Origin of the sequence: Leptolyngbya sp. FACHB-671, assembly GCF_014695745.1 — a bacterium.
Taxonomy (GTDB): domain Bacteria; phylum Cyanobacteriota; class Cyanobacteriia; order Elainellales; family Elainellaceae; genus JAAUTN01.
In genome coordinates this window covers 70,693-93,293 of the sequence record NZ_JACJOV010000170.1, presented here as the reverse complement: position 1 = coordinate 93,293, position 22,601 = coordinate 70,693, and the positions used below count along the sequence as shown (strand labels likewise).

The window sequence follows — 22,601 nt, the reverse complement described above, 5'->3', positions numbered from 1 at the left end:
TGACTTCTCACTGTTTTTTTAAACATCCTTTACACCTCGAAAAATTATTGTGTCAACCTTAAAACCTGTCTGTGAAAGCTGGTTTGCTACCGAAAAGATTAATGACTGGCTCTATCTGATCAGCGAGCCTCACTATTACTGGTGGAATCGAGCCAATTTGTGGCTGATCAAAGGTCAGAAGCAGGACTTGCTAATTGATACGGGGCTTGGCGTTTCTAGCTTGCGTCAGCACATTGCTTCGCTGATCGATAAGCCGTTGTTGGCGATCGCCTCTCACATTCACTTTGATCACGCAGGTGGAATGCATGAGTTTGACCACCGGGCCATTCATGCAGCAGAGGCAAAAGCCCTGGAAACGGGAGATGACCACGAAGCGCTTTGTACTGCTGAGCAAGGCTGGGTGTTAGAAGAACACTTTGAGCAACTGCCCCATGCTGATTTCACCGTGACTCAATACACGCTTCATGCGGCTGAGCCAACTCAGGTTTTGAAAGAGGGGGATGTGCTGGATCTGGGCGATCGCGCCTTTGAGGTGCTGCATTTGCCAGGACATTCACCAGGCTGTATTGGGTTGTACAACGCTAAGTCTCAAGATCTGTTTTCAGGTGATGTGGTTTATGACGGCGAATTGTTAGACCAACTCCACTGCAGCGACATTCCGACTTACATCCAGACCTATGAGCGACTGCAAAAACTTCCGGTTGACACTGTTTATCCAGGTCACTACAGCATTTTTGGGCGATCGCGCTATCAGCAAATCATGGCAGAGTATATAGAGGCTAAACGTAAACCTGGCTGTCCTGTGGAGCAGCGTTTATAAGGGCGTTTCTTTAAACAGATGGAAGGGCACCCCGCTCCGCGGGGTGCCCTTCCATCTGTAGCCCTAATTTTTGGAATTGGTATAAAGGTAGAACGCACTTACTCTGCCTCTGGTCTATGATCCATAAAACTTTGCATAGATTGCTTGCGATCGCTGCACTCAGCTGTTTGCCTGGGCCGTTCACAGCAACTGTGCAGGCTCAAACTGCCGAGTCGGTTTGTGCAACAAGCAGTAGCTTTAACACGACACAGCAGGGAAATGTAATTGTGTTGGGGCGATCGCCTACCTCTCGGTATGTAGTGGTTGTGCCTGCACGCCGAGACAACACCCTGAATGTGGTGCGGCAGTGTGTGCCTGATGCATTTCTGGCAGATTCACGATTAGGGGACTATGTCCAGGCAGGGGCATTTCCCAATCGTTCTAGTGCAGAAAACCTATCGCGAGTACTGCGATCGCGAGGACTAGACGCACGAGTCGCTTACTTTTGAGCTACGCAGGGTCTACACATTCATGATCTGCGATTGAAATGCTCTGTGTTAGGGAATCAACAATTGATAAACTTGCTGTTTGCCCAGCGGAGTTGTGACGACAGCCTCAATGCTTCTGTTGGCAGGTAGAGGAACGGTTACATCAAAATTGCCCTGGCGATCGAGCACCAACGGTTCATTCTCAATTTGCACTAAATTTACCGGGTCAACCTGACCGGCAATGCGGGCAGTTCGGTTTGGTTCTGCGGTAAGCTGGCGCAAATCTAAACCTGGATCATCTCTCAAGGGCACCGCAGGCGAAGGCGGTTCACCTGGAATGACCAGACTTTGAAACCCTGCATTCACAGCAACTGACTCTCCTTGAGCAGAAGCAACGACCCCTCCCTCTAAGGTCACCACCCCCGTTTTACCGTCGGGTTGAACACTCACGCCAAAATCAGTTCCCCGAACACCACTCACGCCTGCAGGTGTTTGAATTTCTAATCTGGAGTCAGGATTAGTCAATCGCCGCACTTGTAAACGGGCTTGCCCACCTAAAACCTGAAGTTGCGTAATTCGACCGCCGCTGTTTGTCGCTTCCAGGCTTTGCACCCGCAAGGTCGTGTTTTCCGAAACGTTGACGAACCCAATCCCTGTATCTACCGCTAATACGGCATTTGCTCCCTGTCCCGTGCGGATTGTTTCACCTACGGCTTGTAACCTCGTGCCCACCCTGGCGTTGCGGGAATTTTGCCCCTGTTGATAAGTGACTGTCCCTGTCGCTTCGCGCACCTCTAGCCAGCGATCTACCCGAACCTGGAGAGACTGGGCGTCTACCTGTCTTGCTGCATCAGGGAAGCTTAGTGCTAGCAGCAAACCTAAGGGCAGCCAACCTAAGGGCAGCCAATATTTTTTCATTGATCGCATCAACCCTTGTATCCTTCCGCAGTCTACAATTAACCGGATCAAAAAAGCAGCCCAGTTAAGGGCTGCTAAGCTACTGTGTTAAGAAGATTGAATTAGGAGGAGGTAGTTACGCTAAGAGACTGCCTTACTTCATGCCGACGGTTTCTGTACCAACGCGATCGCCAGAAGGCTGAATTGATTCGCCTTCAATAAAGGAACGCAGCATCCAAGCCATTTGCTCATGTCCTTCCATCAATCCGGTGAGGAAGTCAGCGGTTCCTTCATCATGGAACTCTTCAGAACACTGATCGATGTGTCCACGCAGGTTGCGAATGATTTGCTCGTGGTTTTCCATCAGGCGAGCTACCATTTCCGTAGCTGTAGGCAGGTCACCTACATGCTCATTAATCGAAGTGTATTCCAAGAATTCTCTTGCCGTACCGATGGGGTAGCCACCCAAAGCGCGGGCACGTTCGGCGACCGCATCAATGGTCTCAGTCAATGTTTCATAGTGCTCTTCTAACAACTGATGCAGAGAGCGAAACTGAGGACCAACAACATCCCAATGATATTTCTTTGTTTTGATTAGCAGCAGGTAAGCATCTGCCAAATCCCGGTTGAGCAGGGTAATTACGCCCTGGCGCTGTTCGTCAGTGAGACCTATGTTTAACTTACGCATTGCTTTAGGTATTTTCAAATCGACTCCATTTACTAGCTCACCAAACTACTCCAAGAGAGGCATCAACCAAATGAGGGATTGTAGTAGGCTGAATGGCATAGACAAGTGGAATTAGATAGGCGGAGCGATCGCCAAAAACCTGACTCAGCATGCATTCCAGGAAACAGCCTCAATCCCACGCTTTGCTTTATATTGCTCCAAAAGCTGCTACACATTCTGCTATACGGTGAAGTTTGTGAAATCGTTTGCAGTAATGGTACTGGCTCTTACTCCTTGAATAACTGCAAGCAGATCACTGCCTTTATTGATTAAGGTATTGCTTCCTCTTTGGCTAATCTTGAGGTCGCTAAATTCTAAATCACTGAGCAGAGCAATTTTGTCTGTTCCGTCTTTGTAATCTGTGATCAAATCTCGCCCTCTGCCAATTTCTAAGACAAAAACTTCGCTGCCTCTGCCGCCCACGTAGGTGTCACTGCCGCTGCCACCCAGCAAAACATCATCCCCTGTACCACCTTCCAGGCGATCGTTGCCCGCACCACCCAAAAGCAAATCATCGCCACCCAGACCGAGCAAGGTGTCGTTGCCGTTGAGCCCAGCCAGGAGGTTGTCTCGACGGTTGCCTCGAATGCGATTGTTGCCGTTGTTGCCGTTGACGGCATTGTCAATGTCGTCAATCAGGTCGTCAAATACGTCACCAATGTCGCCGCTCAAGTCATCAAACAGATTGCCTAAGTCATCCAGATCAATGTCGTTGATGTTATCGATCAGGTCGTCGAGATCAACTAAATCGATCAAATCGCCAACGCCACCAAAAACGTCGTCAATGCCAATGCCGAATGCCATATCAATACACCTGTGTATAAGGGGTGATCTTTCCTCTACTTTATGGCGATCGCTCCCCCTTCTACTTCACCCCTCTGGCTAACCTCACCGGGTAGTCTTGTTACAGTTGTTTACGGCATTCAGACAGCTATTTACAGACAGCCGTTTAGTAATTGAATAGCATCACACAGATGCTATTCTTGATAAGCACAAATTCTCGTTGAAAGTGCTTTAAATCGCGGGTGTAGTTCAGTGGTAGAACGTTAGCTTCCCAAGCTAAATGTCGTGGGTTCGAGTCCCATCACCCGCTTCCTTTAAACCCATTTTCCTGGCTATTTCTAGCGGTTCTTGCTGAGGTCAAGCTCTCCAACCTGAAGTTCAGGGAAGAGGGAACCTTGAGGACGCTAGCTTCTTCAGACTGAGTTTGCAGTTTGGAGGCAGTTGAAAATTGGTATTCCTCTTCAGACACACGCATCTGGTACTGGAGTCCCGCATAATAACCAATAGGATACTCCAAGATCAGATTTCATGGTTGGTTCTAGATCATCCACACCCAAAAGCAGATTGGTCAGGTGGTGGGAAGCACTAACCCCACTCTCACGGCTATTGGCGATCGCCTTAGCCGCACCTTTGACTGTGCTGAATGCCTGGGCGTTTTCTGAAATTTTTGGCTATTTTCGCTCTCTGTTCATCGTCCTGCTGACAGCGGCTCTGTCTGCCTTTTTGCTGAACTACCCAGTTCGCTGGTTAGAAAAGGGCAGAATCAAGCGAGGACAGGCAGCGATTCTGGTTTTTTTAGTGGCGATTCTAATTGTGCTGGCACTAGGCGTGACGTTGGTGCCGCTTGCCTTTACGCAAGCTCAACAGCTAGTCGCACGATTACCCGAATGGATTGACTCTGGGCGACGGCAACTCGTCATGCTAGACGAGCGTATCAGCGTATTAGGCTTACCGATCAGCCTGGATGGGTTGGCGGCTCAGCTTAATGCTCGACTCACAGGGGAATTGCAGGGTGTTGCCGGACAAACGCTGAACCTGGCGCTAAACCTGACTGTGTTTACCGTAGTCAGGCTGCTAGACATTCTACTGACAGTAGTTTTGACATTTTACCTGCTGCAAAACAGCCATGCCATCTGGAGCAGTTTAATTGGCTGGTTGCCCGCCCGCCTTCAGCAACCCTTTTCTCGAACGTTAAGGCTCAGCTTTCAAAACTATTTCTTTGGGCAAATCATCTCAGCGACCTGCATGGGGTTGGGACTCACCTCAGCATTTTTGCTGCTCAAGGTTCCTTTTGGGTTGCTGTTTGGCTTGACGATTGGGCTGATGGCACTGGTGCCATTCGGCGGCACCGTTGGGATTGTGCTAGTAACACTACTCGTCGCGTTGCAAAATATTGGACTGGCATTTCAACTTTTGGCAGCTGCGCTGATTGTGCAGCAAATTGTTGAGAACTTTATTGCCCCTAGAGTATTAGGCACTGTTACAGGCTTAAATCCGTTCTGGGTCTTCATTGCCATTCTTGCTGGAGCCAGGATTGGAGGATTGCTGGGCGTTGTCGTCGCCGTTCCTATTGCAGTGTTGCTCAAAGAATTCCTGATTGCAGTTCGCACTGTGACTCATCGAGACGATCATACCCATCCGGTAGCAGAACATCCTTTACCTGAAATTGACCCTTCTAGAGAAGAGACAAACGGAGATACAAGGCAACTTCAAATCCCAGAAGTTAGCCAGCAAGAGTCAGAAATTTCTGGCTGAAAAGCTTAGTTTTAGAGCATGTTTGAGGAGTCTGGTGTAACCTAGGGCTTTGTCGAAGCGTGACATTCGGGCAGAAATTTTTGGTCTGTTCCGGGGTTGACCTGCCGAATGCTACGCCCTTAGAGGAAACATTCGCTTTTGATTTGCAATGCTTCTGAGAGCTGAAAGTATTGCAAATCAACCATCCCCCATCGATATCTCCATTTGACGATAAAGTGAGGAGGAATGAATCTTGCCACCAGTGCTGCTGTGGTTTCAACTGCTTAGCTGATGAGGTGTTTATGTCAGAGTCAAAGCCGAGGGATGTGCAGGTTTTGCCGATCGCTCTGGATACGACGATTTTGCGATCGCGCAGTTGGAATCGACTCCGGTTCGAGATTGAGTATGCTTTGGAGCGAGGCACGACCGCCAACTCTTTTTTGATTGCGGCAGACCAGATTGCGGTTGTTGACCCACCCGGTGAATCATTCACTGAAATCTATTTGACCGCGCTACAGCGCCACGTTGACCCCAGGCAGATAAATTACGTCATTTTGGGGCACGTCAACCCTAACCGAGCGGCAACGCTGAAGGTGCTTTTAGAACTGGCACCTCAGATTACTTGTGTTTGCTCAAATCCAGGGGCGATCGCCCTCCGTTCTGCATTGCCAGACGTGCCGCTTACCATTAGCATCATGCGCGGAACACTTGACGAAGTCCTTGATTTGGGCAAAGGACACCAGTTGAGCTTCATTCCTACCCCCAGTCCGCGCTATCCCGACAGCCTTTGTACCTACGACAGCAAGACCCAAATTTTATATACAGATAAGTTCTTTGGAGCGCATGTCTGTGGCGATCAGGTGTTTGACGAAGGCTGGTCTGTATTGAGCGAAGACCGTCGCTATTACTATGACTGTCTGATGGCTCCCAATGCTCGTCAGGTCACCACGGCACTGGAAAAAATTGCCCCCTTCACGGTCAAATTTTACGCGCCGGGTCATGGTCCGTTGGTGCGTTATGGATTCACCGAGTTGACGCACGCTTACCAAAACTGGAGCCAGCAGCAAAAGGCTCAAGATCTATCTGTTGCCTTGCTGTATGCCTCTGCCTATGGCAACACCGCAACCATTGCTCAGGCGATCGCCCGTGGCATCACCAAAGCTGGAGTTGCCGTCGAATCAATCAACTGTGAAGCGGCCGAACCTACCGAAATTCAGACTGCCCTGGAAAAGTGCAATGGTTTTGCGATCGGCTCTCCAACGCTGGGCGGACATGCCCCAACCCAAATCCAAACCGCTCTGGGCATGATTCTCTCCACCGTGCCACAAGACAAATTGGCGGGCGTATTTGGCTCCTTTGGCTGGAGTGGGGAGGCGATCGATCTGCTCGAAGGGAAGCTAAAAGATGCTGGTTTTCGGTTTGGCTTTGACCCCATTCGCGTTAAGTTCACACCCACCGACGTAACCCTAAAATACTGCGAAGAAGCTGGTACAGACTTCGCTCAGGCTCTCAAAAAAGCGAAAAAAGTACGAGAGCCGCGCCAACCCGCCACCACTTTAGAACAAGCTGTTGGGCGCATTGTTGGTTCGCTTTGCATCGTCACCACTAAACAAGGCGATGTTGCCAGTGCCATGCTAGCTTCCTGGGTTTCTCAAGCTACGTTTAACCCACCCGGACTTACGATTGCAGTTGCAAAAGAGCGGGCGATCGAATCCTTAATGTATCCTGGCACTTCCTTTGTCCTCAACATCTTGGCAGAAGGGAAGCACCTGGGTTTAATGAAGCATTTCCTCAAACCCTTTGCCCCAGCAGAAGATCGCTTCGTTGACGTAGATACAGATACAGCACCAAATGGCTCACCGATTCTCAATCAGGCTTCTGCCTATCTAGAATGCTCCGTGAGTGGACGAATGGAATGTGGTGACCACTGGGTCGTTTACGCCACGGTCGATCGCGGTAAAGTGCTAGACCCCGAAGCTAAAACCGCTATCCATCATCGCAAAACAGGCACTCACTATTAAGGTAGGTGATCGGTAAAAGCAAGGTCTTCCCTACTACTTCCCACCTACTATTCGTTCCTCATTTCTCCCTTATGTCTCTCGACCTCCTCTTTAACGTCGCCAACTTTTTTGTCCTGCCCTTTTGGGCGCTGATGATCCTATTACCCAACTGGGGTGTAACTCGCAAAGTAATGCAGTCTTTTCTGCCATTTGTGGTGCTGGCTAGCTTATATGTTTACTTGTTCGCAGGCAGCATTACTCCTGAGACTGCTCAAGATTTCTCTAACCCTCAACTGGCTGACATTGCCCGCCTATTTTCGAGTGAACAGGTTGCTGCAACAGGTTGGGTTCATTTTCTAGTGATGGATCTATTTGTAGGTCGCTGGATTTACGGGGAAGGTCAGCGGACAGGCGTTTGGACGGTTCACTCTCTCATTCTTTGCTTGTTTGCAGGACCTCTAGGTCTGCTCTCTCATATCGTCACTTACTGGATTAGTCAATTTCTCTCTTCTAAAGCCACTACAGCTGACGAAACCAGTCCCGACCCAGCAACTTAACATAGCTTTGCAAAACGGCCTTTTAGGAAAAAATGGTAATCCTAAACGGGTCCTGGGAGGCGCATTCCTGGGGAGTTTGCCTCTCATGAACCACTCACTTCACAACTAACTTAGGACTGCGATATTAATCAATCCAAAACTTTGAAACCTTGCCGATTGAATCGGTTGTGTTAGACTACTAGCCGAGTATGAATTCGGTTGCAGTGTTGGCTTTCAGTATGACAGGCTACTCTCCGGATCAAGTTCTCTCTACACCCTTTTTCTCAAGTTCTGGAGATATTCCATGTCAATTTATGTAGGTAACCTTTCCTACGATGTTACTCAGGATGATCTGAGTACTGTTTTTGCGGAGTATGGTACCGTTCAACGAGTACACCTACCTACCGATCGCGAAACAGGCCGTCCTCGTGGCTTTGGATTCGTCGAAATGTCTGCTGAGGCAGAAGAAGATGCAGCGATCGAGGCGCTAGACGGCGCTGAATGGATGGGACGCAGCCTTCGCGTCAACAAAGCCAAACCCCGCGAAGAAGGAAGTAACGATAGACGCTCTGGTGGCGGCGGCGGCGGTTGGGGCAATAAGAGCGGTAATTATTCTCGCAACTTCTAAGCACACGTTTAAGTTAGGGCAGAAAAGAGGGAGGGTTTAGCCTTCCTTTTTTTTGTCTTTTCCAGGACGGCAATTTTCTGCGAAGTAATATGGTCTAATGCTAACTGCGTGAGGTTTACAGCGGTTTCTGTTTAGCCAAGCGATAGTTCTTCGTTCATTTCCAAAAGGTTAGAGACTTGCATGTCAACAAAGAACTTGATTTTCACTGTCCTGTTGGTTTTTGTGCCGATTTCAATCGTGGCTCACTATTTGGAATGGGGGGCAGTTGCAGTGTTTGTGACTGCAAGCATTGCCATTCTGCCACTGGCAGCTTGGATGGGTGCGGCAACCGAGGAAATCGCTGTGGTTGCAGGTTCTACACTGGGAGGACTGTTGAATGCGACTTTTGGAAATGCGACAGAACTGATTATCGCTTTAGTTGCGTTGCGAGCCGGACTGGTGAACGTGGTCAAAGCGAGTATCACCGGATCGATCATTGGCAACCTGCTATTGGTGATGGGTCTTGCGATGCTGTTGGGTGGGTTGCGGTTTAAGGAGCAGAGCTTTCAGCCTGTGGTAGCTAGGGTGAATGCGTCGTCCATGAATTTGGCGGTGATTGCGATGTTGCTGCCTACGGCAGTAAATTTCACCTCTAGCGGGATTGATGAGGTGACGCAGCAACGTTTGTCTGTTGCAGTGGCGATCGTGTTGATTTTGGTTTACGGGTTGACCCTGCTGTTTTCGATGAAAACTCACAGCTATCTATGTGATGTCGGAGAAGCTGAATTTGAGGCAGGCGAGGCAGGACACGCAGAAAAGCCAAATTTGTGGCTTTGGGTGGTGGTATTGCTCGTTGCTACAGTATTTGTGGCGATCGAATCTGAGTTTTTAGTCGGTTCGCTTGAAGAGGCCACTTCTGGCTTAGGGCTAACGGAACTGTTTACGGGGGTGATTGTGCTACCTATTATTGGCAATGCGGCTGAACATGCGACAGCCGTAACGGTGGCAATCAAAAACAAAATGGATTTGTCTGTTTCGGTTGCAGTCGGGTCCAGCCTGCAAATTGCTCTATTTGTTGCACCTGTGCTGGTGCTGGCAGGTTGGGCAATGGGACAACCGATGGATCTAGATTTCAATCCATTTGAGTTAGTTGCAGTCGCGGTCGCGGTGCTGATTGCCAACTCGATCAGCTCAGATGGGCGATCGAACTGGTTGGAAGGAACTTTGCTCTTAGCTGCCTACGCGATCCTGGGGCTTGCATTCTTCTTCCATCCCATTATTGAAGGCATTGGCTAAACCACTCGATTTTGCCGAATGCACTCGGCGTACCAGTTGAAGCTGGATTTAGGAATCCGAGCCTGGGTTTTGTAATCTACGTAGGTAATTCCAAAGCGGCGGCTGTAGCCCCATGCCCACTCAAAGTTGTCCATCAGGCTCCAGACAAAATAGCCTCGGATGGGATAGTTTTCGCTGACGGCTCGGTGAACGGCTTTGAGGTACTCGCGCAGGTAGAGGATGCGATCGCAATCCAGCACCTCTCCCTGGCGAGTCAACTCATCTTCAGCCGCACAGCCGTTTTCTGTAATTAGCACGGGCAAATCTGCCCGCCCCAGCGTTTCGCTGACATGGCGAATGCCCCAGTACAGCGCATCCGGCACGACATGCAGCCAGGGCATGTGCAGTCGAGGATAGCTTTTAGGAAAGCTGAGCAGTTCGTACCCTTGCGGATTGTCTGCCGCTCGGACGTAAGTTCCGGTGTAAATGTTTAACCCGATAGCATCGAGCGGTTGGTGAATAGTTGCCAAGTCGCCATCCTGAATATCGGGAGCCTGATCCCCAAGCTGCTCTAGCATGGCGGGACTGTAGGCACCCGTCAGCGCCGGAAAAGTGATTCCACCGTTTTGACCGCAGGTGGGAAAGGCTTTTTGAGCAGCAGCCACGTTAGAAGGCGATTCGTCAATGGGCACCGTTACAGCAGGATTATCCACTAACGCCACCGAGCAGGCAACTGGAGAAGCTGCCCGAATTGCCTGACAGCCTAACCCGTGTGCCAGCAGTGCGTGATGAGACGTTTGCCAAACTTCCTTCCAAGTTTTGACGACGGTTCCAGGAGCGTGGGGCGGTTGCTTGGTGCCGTAGCCCATGTGGGTAAAGCAGGGAATTTCGTTAATTGTCATCCAGTGAGTGATGCGATCGCCCAGTCGCGTTACCACTGCCGTCACATAATCAGCGTAATCTCGCGCCATCTCTCGACTGCGCCAGGAGCCATACCGCTCCTCCAATGCTTGAGGACTATCCCAATGAAACAACGTGGCGTGTGGGGTAATTCCGTGATCCCGCAGGCAGTCTACTAGCCGTCTGTAAAAGTCCACCCCTGCTTCGTTCACCGCCCCTCGCCCATCAGGGATGATTCGCGGCCAGGCTATGCTAAAGCGATAGTGCTTGATCCCCAAGTCTGCCATTAGCTTCACATCCTCTGGATAGCGATGGTAGTGATCACAGGCGATCGCCCCCGTCTGCCGATCTATCACTCGGCCCCATTTCGCACTGAACGTATCCCAAACACCAGGTTTGCGCCCATCTTCTTTGACCGCGCCCTCAATCTGATAAGAGGCAGTTGCAGATCCCCAAAGGAAGGAGTCAGGAAATTGATAGCTGGGCATGAGGAGCTTGGGGGTTAGGGATTAGGAGTTAGGAAAGACTGAATCCTGGCTCATGTTAGTTCGCCACCTCTAATTTTGCCAGATGTCACTCCTGCATCTGTCGCTATTTCTAATTCCTAACTCCAACCCCGAGTCCCCAATCCCCAACCCCTATTTATCAAACCGTCGCATCAAATAAGCTACGCCAAAATCGCCGTTAGGATGATTTTCCAGTAATTCTGCTAGTTCAAATACTTTTTCAGCCAAATCTTCGCCCAATTTTTCGACAGTGGCACGGCGTTCGCGGGCAGCGTATTCTCGTTCTTTTACCCGTGCCTGCCATTCGCTAGAAAAAAGCTGCTCGATTGAGGTGTGTAGCCCCAATTTCTCTAGAACATCCCACTCGCCGCGATCGCACCAGATGCCATGACAGTTGGGGCAGCGCTCTACATAAAACGGAGTTTTTAGCCCAACTCTAGCCCGCGCCAAATAACAGTTGCATTCTGGGCAAAGAGCAGCTTTTGTATCGAACGGAGACTGCACATAATCGACATCCAACGTTTTAGGCATTGGGTAGGAATTTGAACGGGGCTGGCGATTTTGCCAAGACTGATATTCCTCAGCCGGAATCCAGGTTCCCTTGCAGTCGGGGCAACACTGCACTGGCAGTTCGCTGGACAAGCGGCTCTCGGTTAGGGTTACTTTCTTATCTTTAGGGCACTGCACAGCGACTTCTCCAATCAAATTCTTTTCACAAAATCATGACATTTTTAGCACTACTCAGACCCCAACAGAGCATCGCAATAGCGGATCAGGGTAACAATGCGATCGCTCATTTGAGCTTGTCTTTGCTGGGCTGTAGTAGGCTGACGGGCTGCCTGCAAGAACATCACATCCATCCCTAACAGCCGCATCTGCTTATTGATCTCTGTCTGATAAGACTGCACCTGCGACACCACCGCCGGATCAATTTGATCCAAATCTGTCCCCATGATTCGCAATTGAAACATTTGCTGCACCTCCAAAAAGTCGGCATGAAGCGAAGCAAGGTCAGGGTTTGACCGAGTTACCGTGAGCTTTAGCTGCCGCAGCGCATTTTGAAACTGTTGATAGTGTTGATAAGACAAGCCCGACAACATAAAACACCTCTAAGGTCTAATTTGAATTAGAACTTCTGAATCAGGCTCAGACGTAAAGAAGTTTGTATATATTAGTAGAACAGGGACTTCAAAGTTTTGCATTTTAAGGTGAACTGTAAAATCAAGCAGCAGTTTCACGAGACTCCAGCATAGTTCTGGTAGAACTTCTCTATCATCGTGACCTGGCTAGATGCCAAGGTTTTTCTCTAGAAGAAACTTTTTAACTTTACTAGCTGCCTTCTCCAGCAGCACACCAGATTTGAAGCGGACTAAAACCTGCTTCATCAGTTTGTATACTAAATCACATTAAATACCGTAGAATCAGCAAACATCTACTCCAGAGCCCTCCAAGCTCTTAAAGCGTGACAGCATGAACGTGACGGCTACTACCCCCTTCCCTATCAGCTTGAATTTGCCCAGCTGGCTACAAGAATGCCTGCGGACGCGAAGTGACGGTGCCAGTTCCAGTAGTGGTGATTCAAGTGACTCCCCGGCTGATGCGGGGTTAATTTGTCGGGCATTTGAATTTGGTTACAGTCTTCACGAAGGTCAATATCGTGCCTCTGGTGAACCTTACATTTGCCACCCGATCGCCGTTGCAGGGCTGTTGCGAGATTTAGGCGGCAGTCCTGTCATGATTGCGGCGGGCTTTTTGCACGACGTGGTAGAGGATACAGAGGTAACCCCCGAAGAAATTGAGCAGCGATTTGGAGTTGAAGTGCGACGTTTGGTAGACGGCGTGACCAAGCTCTCAAAGTTCAACTTTTCCAGTAAGAAAGAGCGTCAGGCAGAAAATTTTCGCCGGATGTTTCTGGCAATGGCACAAGACATTCGTGTCATTGTCGTTAAGCTGGCAGACCGCTTGCACAATATGCGGACGCTCGAACACCTACCGGACGACAAACGCCGCCGTATTGCTTTAGAGACGCGAGAAATTTTTGCCCCTCTCGCAAACCGATTGGGGATCGGTCGGTTTAAGTGGGAACTTGAGGATCTGGCGTTTAAATATTTGGAGCCTGAAGCTTATCGCGAGATGCAGCAGTTTGTCAGCGACAAGCGAGCCGATCGAGAAGCGCGGTTAGAACGAGTTGCAGCACTGTTGCGCGATCGCCTTGAGGAACTGGGGGTTCACTGTCATGACATCAGCGGTCGCCCCAAGCATCTCTACGGCATTTACCAAAAGATGCAGCGGCAGCAGAAAGAGTTCCACGACATTTATGATGTTGCTGCAATCCGGATGATTGTCGAAAACAATGATGAATGTTACCGCGCCTTAGCCGTTGTCCACGATGCATTTCGACCCATTCCTGGTCGGTTTAAGGACTACATTGGGTTGCCGAAACCAAACCGCTATCAATCGCTGCACACGGTAGTCATCGGTAACACAGGTAGACCCGTTGAGGTGCAGATTCGCACGTTGGAAATGCACCACGTTGCAGAATACGGGATTGCAGCTCACTGGAAATACAAAGAGACGGGCAGCAGCAGTTCCAGAATGACTGCTGAAGATGAAAAATTTACCTGGCTACGACAACTGCTGGACTGGCAGAGTGACCTTAAAGATGCCCAGGAATACCTGGAAAGCGTTAAAGACAATCTATTCGACGATGATGTTTATGTGTTTACGCCCCACGGAGATGTGGTGCCGCTGAGTCGGGGTGCAACGTCTGTGGACTTTGCCTATCGCATTCACACTGAGATTGGCAATCACTGCGCTGGAGCACGAGTCAACGGTCGAATTGTCACCCTGGACACTCCATTGAAAAATGGCGACATCGTCGAAATCATTACCCAGAAAAATTCTCGCCCCAGTCTAGATTGGCTCAATTTTGCGGTGACGACGGGGGCACGAAACCGAATTCGTCAGTGGTACAAGCGATCGCACCGTGACGAAAACATTCTGCGCGGCCGCGAGATGTTAGAGAAAGAGCTAGGCAAAAAGGGCTTTGAGGCCTTGCTCAAATCTGACCCGATGCAAAGTGCGGCAGAGCGATGTAACTACCAGTCTGTAGAAGACCTGCTGGCTGCTCTGGGCTACGGGGAAATGACGCTCAATCTGGTGGTAAACCGGATCAGAGAAGCCATTAAAGCCCAACAGCCGATTGCGCCTGCGATTGAAGTAGATGATGGCAAGATGGTTTTATTGCCCAGCAGTACAACCGCTGCCCCTCGTCCAGTCACACGTCCATCTGACTCCCCTATTACTGGCGTAGAAGGGTTGCTTTATCACCTGGCCCGCTGCTGCAATCCAGTACCAGGCGAGTCTATTATTGGCGTTGTTACCCTCAGCAGTCGCGGCATCTCCATTCATCGGCAGGGTTGCCAAAATACGGAGAGCATTCCGGGCGATCGCCTCATTCCCGTTAGCTGGAATTCAACCGTTACAAATGGCAGTCGCGTCCACACCTACCTGGTGCAAATTCAGATTGAAGTGATTGATCGAGTGGGCGTGCTAAAGGATATTTTGTCTCGCCTCACCGATCACGACATTAATGTTCGCAGTGCTCAAGTTAAAACCATTCCTGGGCAGACCGCCATTATCGATTTGGGAATTGACATTCGCGATCATCAGCAGCTCGATCGCACCTTCACTCAAATCCGCAAAATGAGCGATGTCATCAACCTGCGCCGCATCAGTGAGGTTGATGATTAGAGACTGTCGTTAGGCTTCAAGATTTGGTAGAGACGAAGCGCTCCACTAGCACTCTCTGTTTGATAGCAGAAGCAATTGAACTAATCCCTTTGCTTTGGCAGGGGGTTGCGCCTGCTACTGCTATTTGTTTGTCCCCAAAAATTTTACCAAGGGTGATAAGCAATACTTTTCAGTGGTCGCGGACTGGAAATTTAGCAGTCCAAAGGAAAAATGGTATTATTCTTCAATTATTCTTCATCAACACATGAAGAAATATGTACAACTTCGGAGTGATGTAATATACACGTATTTTTGTTACAAGTGACGAATTAGCGAGAAGACCCGTTATGAACCGTGACAATTTTCTAGAAAAGCATATGTGAGTAGATGCTGAGAGTTTTTCTCAGCCAAGTAGGGTCGCCCTTTTGTTTGCACAAAAAGGCTGTTTTGAAACCAGCTTGTCATTGAGATTTTGTATCTTTTAGTCTCAAATCCTGGATTCAGATTGATTTAGTTCAAACCGTTTAACCCAATTAGCTTCGAGTTTGGTCTTTTAGCGCAAGTAGCCGCATTTGGTGTCTGGAAATGCAAGTTTTTCCAGACAGCTTGTACTGCCAAATTTAAGCCCTTCTTGAAGAGGTGTAAGGATCTATGGCTGCTGTGAAAAGCTCATCATCACAACGGTTAGCGTGGCTAGAAGGAATTCGGATTTTTGCCGCAGTGATGCTTCTGGTTTATCACGCTCAGCTTCTGTTTACAGACTATGCATTTACCCCAAAACCATTGGGCTTAGCTGCGAATCTCCGCTTGATTGAGGTAGCAAGCGATCGCTTGGGGCACAACTTGCTAACTTATATTCTTAGCTTTCCAGCCTGGTTTGGGTTTCAGTTTGTTGATGTCTTCATTTTAATCAGCGGATTTAGTTTGGTGTTGTCCTTAAAAGGGAAACCCTTAGAAGTCGGCAGTTTTTTGCAGCATCGGCTTTTACGGATTCTCTGGCCCCTTTGGACAGTTGCTTGGTTGTCTTACCCCTTCCTATGGGCAATTGGAATCGCAACAAACAGCTACAGACCCGACTTGTGGTACGTTTTCGCGGGTGCTAGCTTTCCGCTGCTGTTTGAGTACTCCGGCGAACTGCTGCTAAAGAGCAGTGGACCCTGGTGGTTTGTGCCTCTCATTCTCAGTTTTGCCCTGATTTTCCCTTTCCTGTGGCATCTGCTCCGGCGGTGGGGATCTCGCAATTTGCTAATTATTAGCCTTGCTTTAACGCTTGGCTATCGAGCACTGGCAGTTTACAAATTTGACGGACATCCCACTTATGTTGTTCTAGATACAGCCACAGATTGGCTGCCATTTCTACCGTTTATTGCTAAGCTCAGCACCTTTGTTCTAGGCATGGTGGTGGCACGGGCTTACCGCGCGGGGCAAGGGCCACTGTTTTGGCCGACACGATGGGTGCTGGGATTTGGCATCCTGTTTTACGTAATGGGTTTCATCTGCCAGTTTTCGCGCCTGGGCTGGGTGTTTGCTGATTTGCTGCTGCCGATTGGTCTAACCCTTTGCTGCATGGTGGCATTTCAGGCTTTAGCACAAATTCGCCTCGCTAAATCAACGATGCTTTGGCTGGGGGCACACAGCTACAGCTACTTTCTGATCCACGATTTTGTGCTGGATCGAACCATCAATCTGGTGGTTGAAGATAGCCGCGTGTTGTACTGGCTGCTGCTGCCAGCCATGATTGTTGCAACGCTACTTTTGGCTATGGTGGCAGACCATGCGACTCCGCTGCTTCAGCGAGTGGTCATGGGCATACTGCGTGATCTTGACTATGTGCTGACGATCGCCCCCAAAATTCAAATTCGGTCCTGGTTGCCTCAGGTTGGCGATCGCGTCCGCTATCGGAACGAAGCAGGCTGGACCGTGATAAAAATAGAGCGACTGCTAGACGACAAGGAGGTTTTTCTCTGTCAGATTACTGATGGTCAAAGAATTTTGTGGCTAAACGAGGATGACCTGGAACCGGACACCCACTCCTCCTTGAATGACTCCTCAATCAGTCGTAATGGCTCCAAATACAACTCACTCTCTTAGTTACTCCTCACACTATTATTTTTTTGTCGCATTCTATGTCCCTGAACCGACTTTACTAGGCACCTTCTTCCCTCACCTTTTCTTTTCACCTCCTCTAGCCATCAAACACCTGTTGATTCAAGATTTATCTAAAAAACCTCCGGAGGGTAACTAAGTGACGAAGTGGACAATCGAGCTACACAAGCTGATTTATACCCACGTTGTGTTGATTGGTGTCCCCACCATCTTTTACTACTGTTTGCGAGTAGGAGGATGGGATTTGATGAACCTGCACATGGCGATCGCCACCTTCTACATGGCTAGTGCATTGATCATCATTGCAGAAACCACCAACGCCCTATTTCGCCGCTTTGCCACAGACCAATACAACGCCAAGCCAGGATTAGGTCAGTTTCACCAACGCACCAAATCCCTGTTAGGGATGGGTGGCTCCAGGCTCCCCGAGCCAAAGCGTCCCACGCCGCGTTGCTCGTTTTTAATTGCGGCCTATTTGCCTAACGAGCAGTCGATCATCCTGGATACACTCAGGCACATCTTGCTCAACGTACAGCGCCCTGAAGGTGGGTTAGAAGTGATTCTCACCTACAACACGCCGATAGACCTGCCTGTGGAAGATGACCTGCACAGTCTTGCTCAGTCTTATCCGGAGTTACGTTTGTTGCGAGTTGAGGGCAGTCGCTCCAAAGCCGAAAACCTCAATGCTGCATTAGATATTGTTACGGGTGAAGTTGCGTGTGTGTTGGATGCAGACCATCATCCTGCTCCAGATTGCTTCTTTCGGGCCTGGCGTTGGATTGAGCGGGGCTATGACGTCATTCAAGGACGCAACATTATTCGCAATCACGGTCAAAACCTGCTGACCGAAAACGTCGCGATAGAATTTGAGACGCTCTACGGGATTAGCCATCCTGCCAAATCTTTCTTGACAGACTCCAGCATTTTTGGTGGCTCAAACGGCTACTGGCGCACCTCGGTGTTAAAACAGATCCGCTTTAACCCAATGATGCTGACTGAAGACATTGATGCTTCACTGCGAACCTTGCTAAACGGCTATCGCATTTTGCATGACCGCAGCATCATCACCACGGAGCTTGCACCTGTTGATGGACAATCTTTTTGGTTTCAGCGCAAACGCTGGGCACAGGGATGGTTAGAAGTTAGCCTCAAATATCAGCGCCGAGTCTGGCGATCGCCCAAGCTGAGTCTGTGGCAAAAGGTTTACTGGACTTATTTACTCTATTTTTGTGAGCTTTATTCCATAACTGCCATCCAAATTATTCCGATTGTCCTAAGTCTGTTCCTTTATCAGGGATCATTTGAATCTTCTGACAATCAGTATCTATTTTTGAGTACAGTTGTGGCGCTGTTTAGCGGAATTTATCAAACTTTAGCAACAGCAAAGATTGCTTTTGTGCGCTACCCAGTGACCTATTACATCAAGCACATGCTGTTGTTTTTCCCGTATATCACCTTCAAAAACATGATCGCGCTGGTGGGGCTATACGATCACCTACATGGCAACAACAATTGGCTAATTACTCCCAGAGGCAAGCAGCATAGTCGCAAACCCACACCCCAACCAGAGCCAGTTTTGGCTTCGAGTTCGAGTTCGAGTTCCTGACTTTTATGAGCCTAATTATTTGTCCAGGAATTCATCCACCAGAGCTAACTGCGAGCTTTTTGGCAGGTCTAGAAGATGTCACTCGGACACCTCTGAGAGAATTAACGAACTACTTCATTTTTCCATCCGATCGCTATCCCCCCTACTCCGCATTTCACATTCTAGAAACGCTCTACGCGTGGATAGGGAAACCTTGCAAGAATTCAGAACAGCCTGATCAAAATCTATCCACGAATCTATTACCGAGTTCCTCTCATGCTTCTTTAGTTTTTCTCAGTTTTAGTGCTGGAGTCGTCGGGGCAATTGGGGCAGCCCGAACCTGGCAGCGATCAGGTGGACAGGTGAAAGCATTTATTGCAGTGGATGGTTGGGGTGTACCTCTGAGGGGTGAATTTCCGCTATACCGCCTGAGCCACGATTTCTTTACGCACTGGAGTTCAGCGCCTTTGGGTGCGGCAGCAGAAAGTTTTTATGCTGACCCACCCGTACCGCATCTAGAACTATGGCGATCGCCCCAAACCGTTTGGGGGTATCAGCTTAAAGGGGAGGAGCGATCGCCATCTCTGTTTCCTAACAGCCCCCGCCGAGCCCCTATCACTGCTGCCGCATTTTTGATCGACCTGCTAACTCGTCAAATTGATTCCAGACTGACGGGCTGATTTTTAAGTCAAAAAACACTGACAAACTGCATCACTCCGTTCAAGCCTTGCTTAAACGTCAAAACCCGAGCCTGCAGGAGGTTGTAGCACTCTGAGCGACATTGAGCGAGATAACTCTACAACTCTCGACAGGAGCTAGTATCAGAACTAGACTGGATCATTAACGATTTAGTGCATCATTAGATACAGATCTAAGCTATGCGTGAGGTTTTCCCTGTGCGTTCCCAAATTGCTGCACCTGCTCAAACTACGTCTGCATCCACAATTCCCTTTCCTAAACCGACAGCAGTTCGCGCAACTGGCGCATTTGCTTTAATTGATAGCCTGAAGCGTCACGGGGTAAAGCACATTTTTGGCTACCCCGGCGGCGCAATATTACCAATTTATGACGAGCTTTATCGAGCAGAGGCAGCTGGCGGCATTCAGCACATTCTGGTCAGACATGAGCAGGGAGCCTCCCATGCGGCGGACGGCTACGCACGGGCAACTGGACAAGTTGGCGTTTGCTTTGGCACTTCTGGTCCTGGTGCGACCAACCTGGTTACAGGCATTGCGACAGCACAGATGGACTCGATTCCAATGGTGATTGTGACTGGGCAGGTTCCCAGTACTGCGATTGGCAGTGATGCTTTCCAGGAGACAGATATCTACGGCATTACGCTGCCCATCGTCAAGCACTCCTATGTGGTGCGCGATCCCCAGGATATGGCGCGGATTGTGGCAGAAGCGTTTTACATTGCCCGTTCGGGTCGTCCAGGACCAGTTTTGATTGATGTGCCAAAGGACATTGGGCTGCAAGAATTTGACTACACCCCTGTGGAACCCGGAAGTGTTAAGCTACCCGGCTATCGTCCTACGGTGAAGGGGAATCCGCGTCAGCTGAGTCAGGCGTTGAAGCTGCTTCGGCAGGCAAAGCAGCCGCTACTGTATGTGGGCGGTGGAGCGATCGCTGCTGATGCCCATGCAGAAATTCATGCCTTAGCAGAACGCTTTCAGTTGCCCGTTACCACAACTCTGATGGGCAAAGGTGTCTTTGACGAAAACCATCCCCTCTCCGTCGGCATGTTGGGGATGCACGGCACAGCCTACGCCAACTTTGCGGTAAGTGAGTGTGATTTGCTGATCGCAGTTGGGGCGCGATTTGACGATCGCGTCACGGGCAAGCTTGATGAATTTGCTTCTCATGCCAAAGTCATTCACATTGACATTGATCCCGCTGAAGTGGGCAAAAATCGCACTCCTGATGTGCCGATTGTGGGAGACGTGCGCCAGGTGCTCACCGATCTGCTGCGCCGTGACCTGGAAGACGGCGTTCCGGCTGATCCCAACCTGACGCAAGCATGGCTTGGTCGGATAAACCGCTGGCGAGAGGACTATCCGCTAGTGGTGCCCAGCTACCCAGACAGCATTGCCCCTCAGGAAGTTATTGTCGAACTCAACCATCAAGCTCCTGATGCTTACTACACGACTGATGTGGGACAGCATCAAATGTGGGCCGCGCAGTTTCTCAAAAATGGACCGCGTCGCTGGATCTCTAGTGCAGGTCTGGGCACGATGGGCTTTGGAATGCCCGCTGCAATGGGTGTAAAGGTGGCACTGCCTGATGAGCAGGTGATCTGCGTGAGCGGCGACTCCAGCTTCCAAATGAACTTACAAGAGCTTGCAACGCTTTCTCAGTATGGGATCAACGTCAAGACCGTGATTCTTAACAACGGCTGGCAGGGGATGGTGCGCCAGTGGCAGCAAGCATTCTACGGAGAACGGTACTCTTCTTCCAACATGGAAATTGGGATGCCAGATTTCGTCATCCTGGCTCAAGCATTTGGGATCAAGGGCATGATTGTGACTGAGCGGGATCAGTTGGAGGGGGCGATCGCCGAAATGCTGGCTCACGACGGTCCTGTGCTGATGGATATCCGCGTCAAAAAAGATGAAAACTGCTACCCTATGGTTGCCCCTGGCAAGAGCAATGCCCAAATGATTGGTCTACCAGAGCGTCCTAAGTCAAAGCAGCAGCCTAACGTGATCCCATGTAGCAGCTGTGGCACCGAGAACTCGGCGACTCATAACTTCTGCCCCAAGTGCGGCACCAAAATTTAGGAACTACTGGATTCAGCGCGAAACTAAATCATCAAATCGGGGTATCTCTTAGAGGTACCCCTTCTAATTTTGTGGGCAAGATTTTGCTGAAATCAGCGATTATCGTGTAATTATTTAGTTTGTCGGGTCTGCATTAGATTCGCACTAGGCATCATCTACCTCGCTAAACGACCCAAAGCAATCAAAGAAGTTCTCATAAAGTCAGGCAGCCTATTCTTTGTGCAAGGGCAAGCTGCTGCTCCAGCATTTCTCCTGGTCGCAAAACCTCAGAGTTTTTCCGAAAGGCTAGAGTTTAATCGGAAATTTTGGGAAATTTAGTAGTTTACTTGTTACATTACCTGGATACTTGAGTATTGTTAATTCGAGCAGCCCTGTTGAGAACCTGTTGCGAATTGATTAGTTTGTGAATCTATTAGCGAATCAATTAGTAAGGTTAAAAGTCCCATTAAGCGAGATTGTGAAAGCATAATTCTCATTTGCGCTAGCGCTCCAAATCGCTTTTATTGTTAAAGACATCTGTTGCCAACACATTTGCTGTGGACATCAATGTTTAGAAAGGCGGCTAGCATCATCGTCATTAGTTGAGGAGTAAAGTCATGACTGCTGCACTTAGATCCAATGTTTCTAGCCGACGTTTTCCACCCAGACAACCCGGCAGTTACGCGGGGGGATCTAAAGTTGCTCAATTCCAACCCTCTATTGAGCGGCGATCTGGGCAGTCTCAGCTTCAGCCCATTGGTTCACAGGCGGCGGTTCGCCAAACGGTGCAGCTACCCACTCAAGCAGCTAATCCTCTGTGGCTCCGAGCTTTAACTTTTGCCCAGCGAACTTCTACAGTTGTTACGTTTTCCCTGGTTGCATCCGCGCTAGCGGTCTATGGCTGGACAGTCTACTCACAACAGCTTTGGGGCAAGGAATATGATCGACTTGACGCTCTACAGCGCCAAGAGCGTCAGTTGACCGCAGCAACCGAGGTGCTAAAGGATCGGATGGCTCAAGAGGCAGAAGATCCGGCATCTGGGCTATCTATACCCGATCCGACCCACGCGATCTTTTTACAGCCTGCACCCCTCACCGAACCTGCACCTGTGCAGGCGGCACCTGCACCGCAACCGATCCAGACGGCACCTTTAGGATATTGATCGA

The 22,601-nt window shown here is 49.6% G+C and carries 19 protein-coding genes and 1 tRNA gene; 14 read left to right on the top strand and 6 right to left on the bottom strand.

What is annotated here, in order from left to right:
* Positions 1–49 precede the first annotated feature (49 nt).
* Both H6F93_RS32845 and H6F93_RS32840 read left to right on the top strand, forming a co-directional pair.
* Positions 50–820 carry an MBL fold metallo-hydrolase gene (locus H6F93_RS32845; protein WP_190690438.1) on the top strand — a complete coding sequence of 257 codons (771 nt, stop codon included), beginning with the start codon at positions 50–52 and terminating at the stop codon, positions 818–820.
* Between the two features lie 131 nt (positions 821–951).
* Complete coding sequence (locus H6F93_RS32840; RefSeq protein WP_199314316.1) at positions 952–1,308, top strand: SPOR domain-containing protein; 357 nt, start codon at positions 952–954, stop codon at positions 1,306–1,308.
* 48 nt (positions 1,309–1,356) lie between these two features.
* Here the strand turns inward: H6F93_RS32840 and H6F93_RS32835 are convergent, their stop codons facing one another.
* The 3 genes from H6F93_RS32835 to H6F93_RS32825 all read right to left on the bottom strand — a co-directional run bounded on the left by H6F93_RS32835 (position 1,357) and on the right by H6F93_RS32825 (position 3,715).
* Positions 1,357–2,205, bottom strand: a complete 849-nt coding sequence (locus H6F93_RS32835) for a FecR family protein (protein ID WP_190690433.1) — start codon at positions 2,203–2,205, stop codon at positions 1,357–1,359.
* 133 nt (positions 2,206–2,338) lie between these two features.
* Entirely contained in the window at positions 2,339–2,872 is a 534-nt protein-coding gene (locus tag H6F93_RS32830; protein WP_190643437.1) for a Dps family protein, read from the bottom strand.
* A gap of 219 nt (positions 2,873–3,091) precedes the next feature.
* Entirely contained in the window at positions 3,092–3,715 is a 624-nt protein-coding gene (locus tag H6F93_RS32825; protein ID WP_190690430.1) for a calcium-binding protein, read from the bottom strand.
* Between the two features lie 217 nt (positions 3,716–3,932).
* Between H6F93_RS32825 and H6F93_RS32820 the strand changes: the two genes are divergently transcribed.
* The 6 genes from H6F93_RS32820 to cax all read left to right on the top strand — a co-directional run bounded on the left by H6F93_RS32820 (position 3,933) and on the right by cax (position 9,867).
* Positions 3,933–4,004: transfer RNA gene (locus H6F93_RS32820), tRNA-Gly, on the top strand.
* A 218-nt stretch (positions 4,005–4,222) separates the two neighbouring features.
* Positions 4,223–5,449: an AI-2E family transporter gene (locus tag H6F93_RS32815; protein WP_190690427.1), complete on the top strand. Its 1,227-nt coding sequence runs from the start codon at positions 4,223–4,225 to the stop codon at positions 5,447–5,449.
* A gap of 281 nt (positions 5,450–5,730) precedes the next feature.
* On the top strand, positions 5,731–7,449 hold the full coding sequence (locus tag H6F93_RS32810; protein WP_190690424.1) for a diflavin flavoprotein: 1,719 nt from the start codon (positions 5,731–5,733) through the stop codon (positions 7,447–7,449).
* Between the two features lie 71 nt (positions 7,450–7,520).
* Positions 7,521–7,985 carry an ABA4-like family protein gene (locus H6F93_RS32805; protein WP_190690423.1) on the top strand — a complete coding sequence of 155 codons (465 nt, stop codon included), beginning with the start codon at positions 7,521–7,523 and terminating at the stop codon, positions 7,983–7,985.
* Between the two features lie 283 nt (positions 7,986–8,268).
* Positions 8,269–8,592 (top strand): RNA-binding regulator, encoded by a 324-nt coding sequence (gene rbp, locus H6F93_RS32800; RefSeq protein ID WP_190643442.1) that lies wholly within the window; start codon positions 8,269–8,271, stop codon positions 8,590–8,592.
* Between the two features lie 180 nt (positions 8,593–8,772).
* On the top strand, positions 8,773–9,867 hold the full coding sequence (cax, locus tag H6F93_RS32795; RefSeq protein ID WP_190690421.1) for a calcium/proton exchanger: 1,095 nt from the start codon (positions 8,773–8,775) through the stop codon (positions 9,865–9,867).
* On the opposite strand, the gene H6F93_RS32790 is transcribed toward cax, so the two are convergent.
* The 3 genes from H6F93_RS32790 to patD form a co-directional block, all read right to left on the bottom strand.
* Positions 9,864–11,234, bottom strand: coding sequence for a GH1 family beta-glucosidase (locus tag H6F93_RS32790; protein WP_190690419.1), 1,371 nt, complete (start codon positions 11,232–11,234; stop codon positions 9,864–9,866). The genes cax and H6F93_RS32790 overlap by 4 nt on opposite strands.
* 150 nt (positions 11,235–11,384) lie before the next feature.
* On the bottom strand, positions 11,385–11,939 hold the full coding sequence (locus H6F93_RS32785; RefSeq protein WP_190643445.1) for a zf-TFIIB domain-containing protein: 555 nt from the start codon (positions 11,937–11,939) through the stop codon (positions 11,385–11,387).
* A gap of 50 nt (positions 11,940–11,989) precedes the next feature.
* On the bottom strand, positions 11,990–12,352 hold the full coding sequence (patD, locus tag H6F93_RS32780; RefSeq protein ID WP_190643446.1) for a heterocyst frequency control protein PatD: 363 nt from the start codon (positions 12,350–12,352) through the stop codon (positions 11,990–11,992).
* Positions 12,353–12,722: 370 nt separating this feature from the next.
* On the opposite strand from patD, the gene H6F93_RS32775 reads away from it, so the two are divergent.
* The 6 genes from H6F93_RS32775 to H6F93_RS32750 all read left to right on the top strand — a co-directional run bounded on the left by H6F93_RS32775 (position 12,723) and on the right by H6F93_RS32750 (position 22,597).
* Positions 12,723–15,005, top strand: coding sequence for a RelA/SpoT family protein (locus H6F93_RS32775; protein ID WP_190690417.1), 2,283 nt, complete (start codon positions 12,723–12,725; stop codon positions 15,003–15,005).
* 630 nt (positions 15,006–15,635) lie between these two features.
* A complete protein-coding gene (locus H6F93_RS32770; RefSeq protein WP_190690415.1) occupies positions 15,636–17,075 on the top strand; it encodes an acyltransferase family protein in 1,440 nt (479 codons plus the stop codon).
* A 154-nt stretch (positions 17,076–17,229) separates the two neighbouring features.
* Positions 17,230–18,696 carry a glycosyltransferase family 2 protein gene (locus H6F93_RS32765; protein ID WP_190690413.1) on the top strand — a complete coding sequence of 489 codons (1,467 nt, stop codon included), beginning with the start codon at positions 17,230–17,232 and terminating at the stop codon, positions 18,694–18,696.
* Positions 18,697–18,701: 5 nt separating this feature from the next.
* Positions 18,702–19,355 (top strand): hypothetical protein, encoded by a 654-nt coding sequence (locus H6F93_RS32760; RefSeq protein WP_190690410.1) that lies wholly within the window; start codon positions 18,702–18,704, stop codon positions 19,353–19,355.
* Between the two features lie 216 nt (positions 19,356–19,571).
* Complete coding sequence (gene ilvB, locus H6F93_RS32755) at positions 19,572–21,455, top strand: biosynthetic-type acetolactate synthase large subunit (RefSeq protein WP_524538057.1); 1,884 nt, start codon at positions 19,572–19,574, stop codon at positions 21,453–21,455.
* A gap of 596 nt (positions 21,456–22,051) precedes the next feature.
* Positions 22,052–22,597: a hypothetical protein gene (locus H6F93_RS32750; RefSeq protein ID WP_190690402.1), complete on the top strand. Its 546-nt coding sequence runs from the start codon at positions 22,052–22,054 to the stop codon at positions 22,595–22,597.
* Positions 22,598–22,601: the final 4 nt, after the last annotated feature.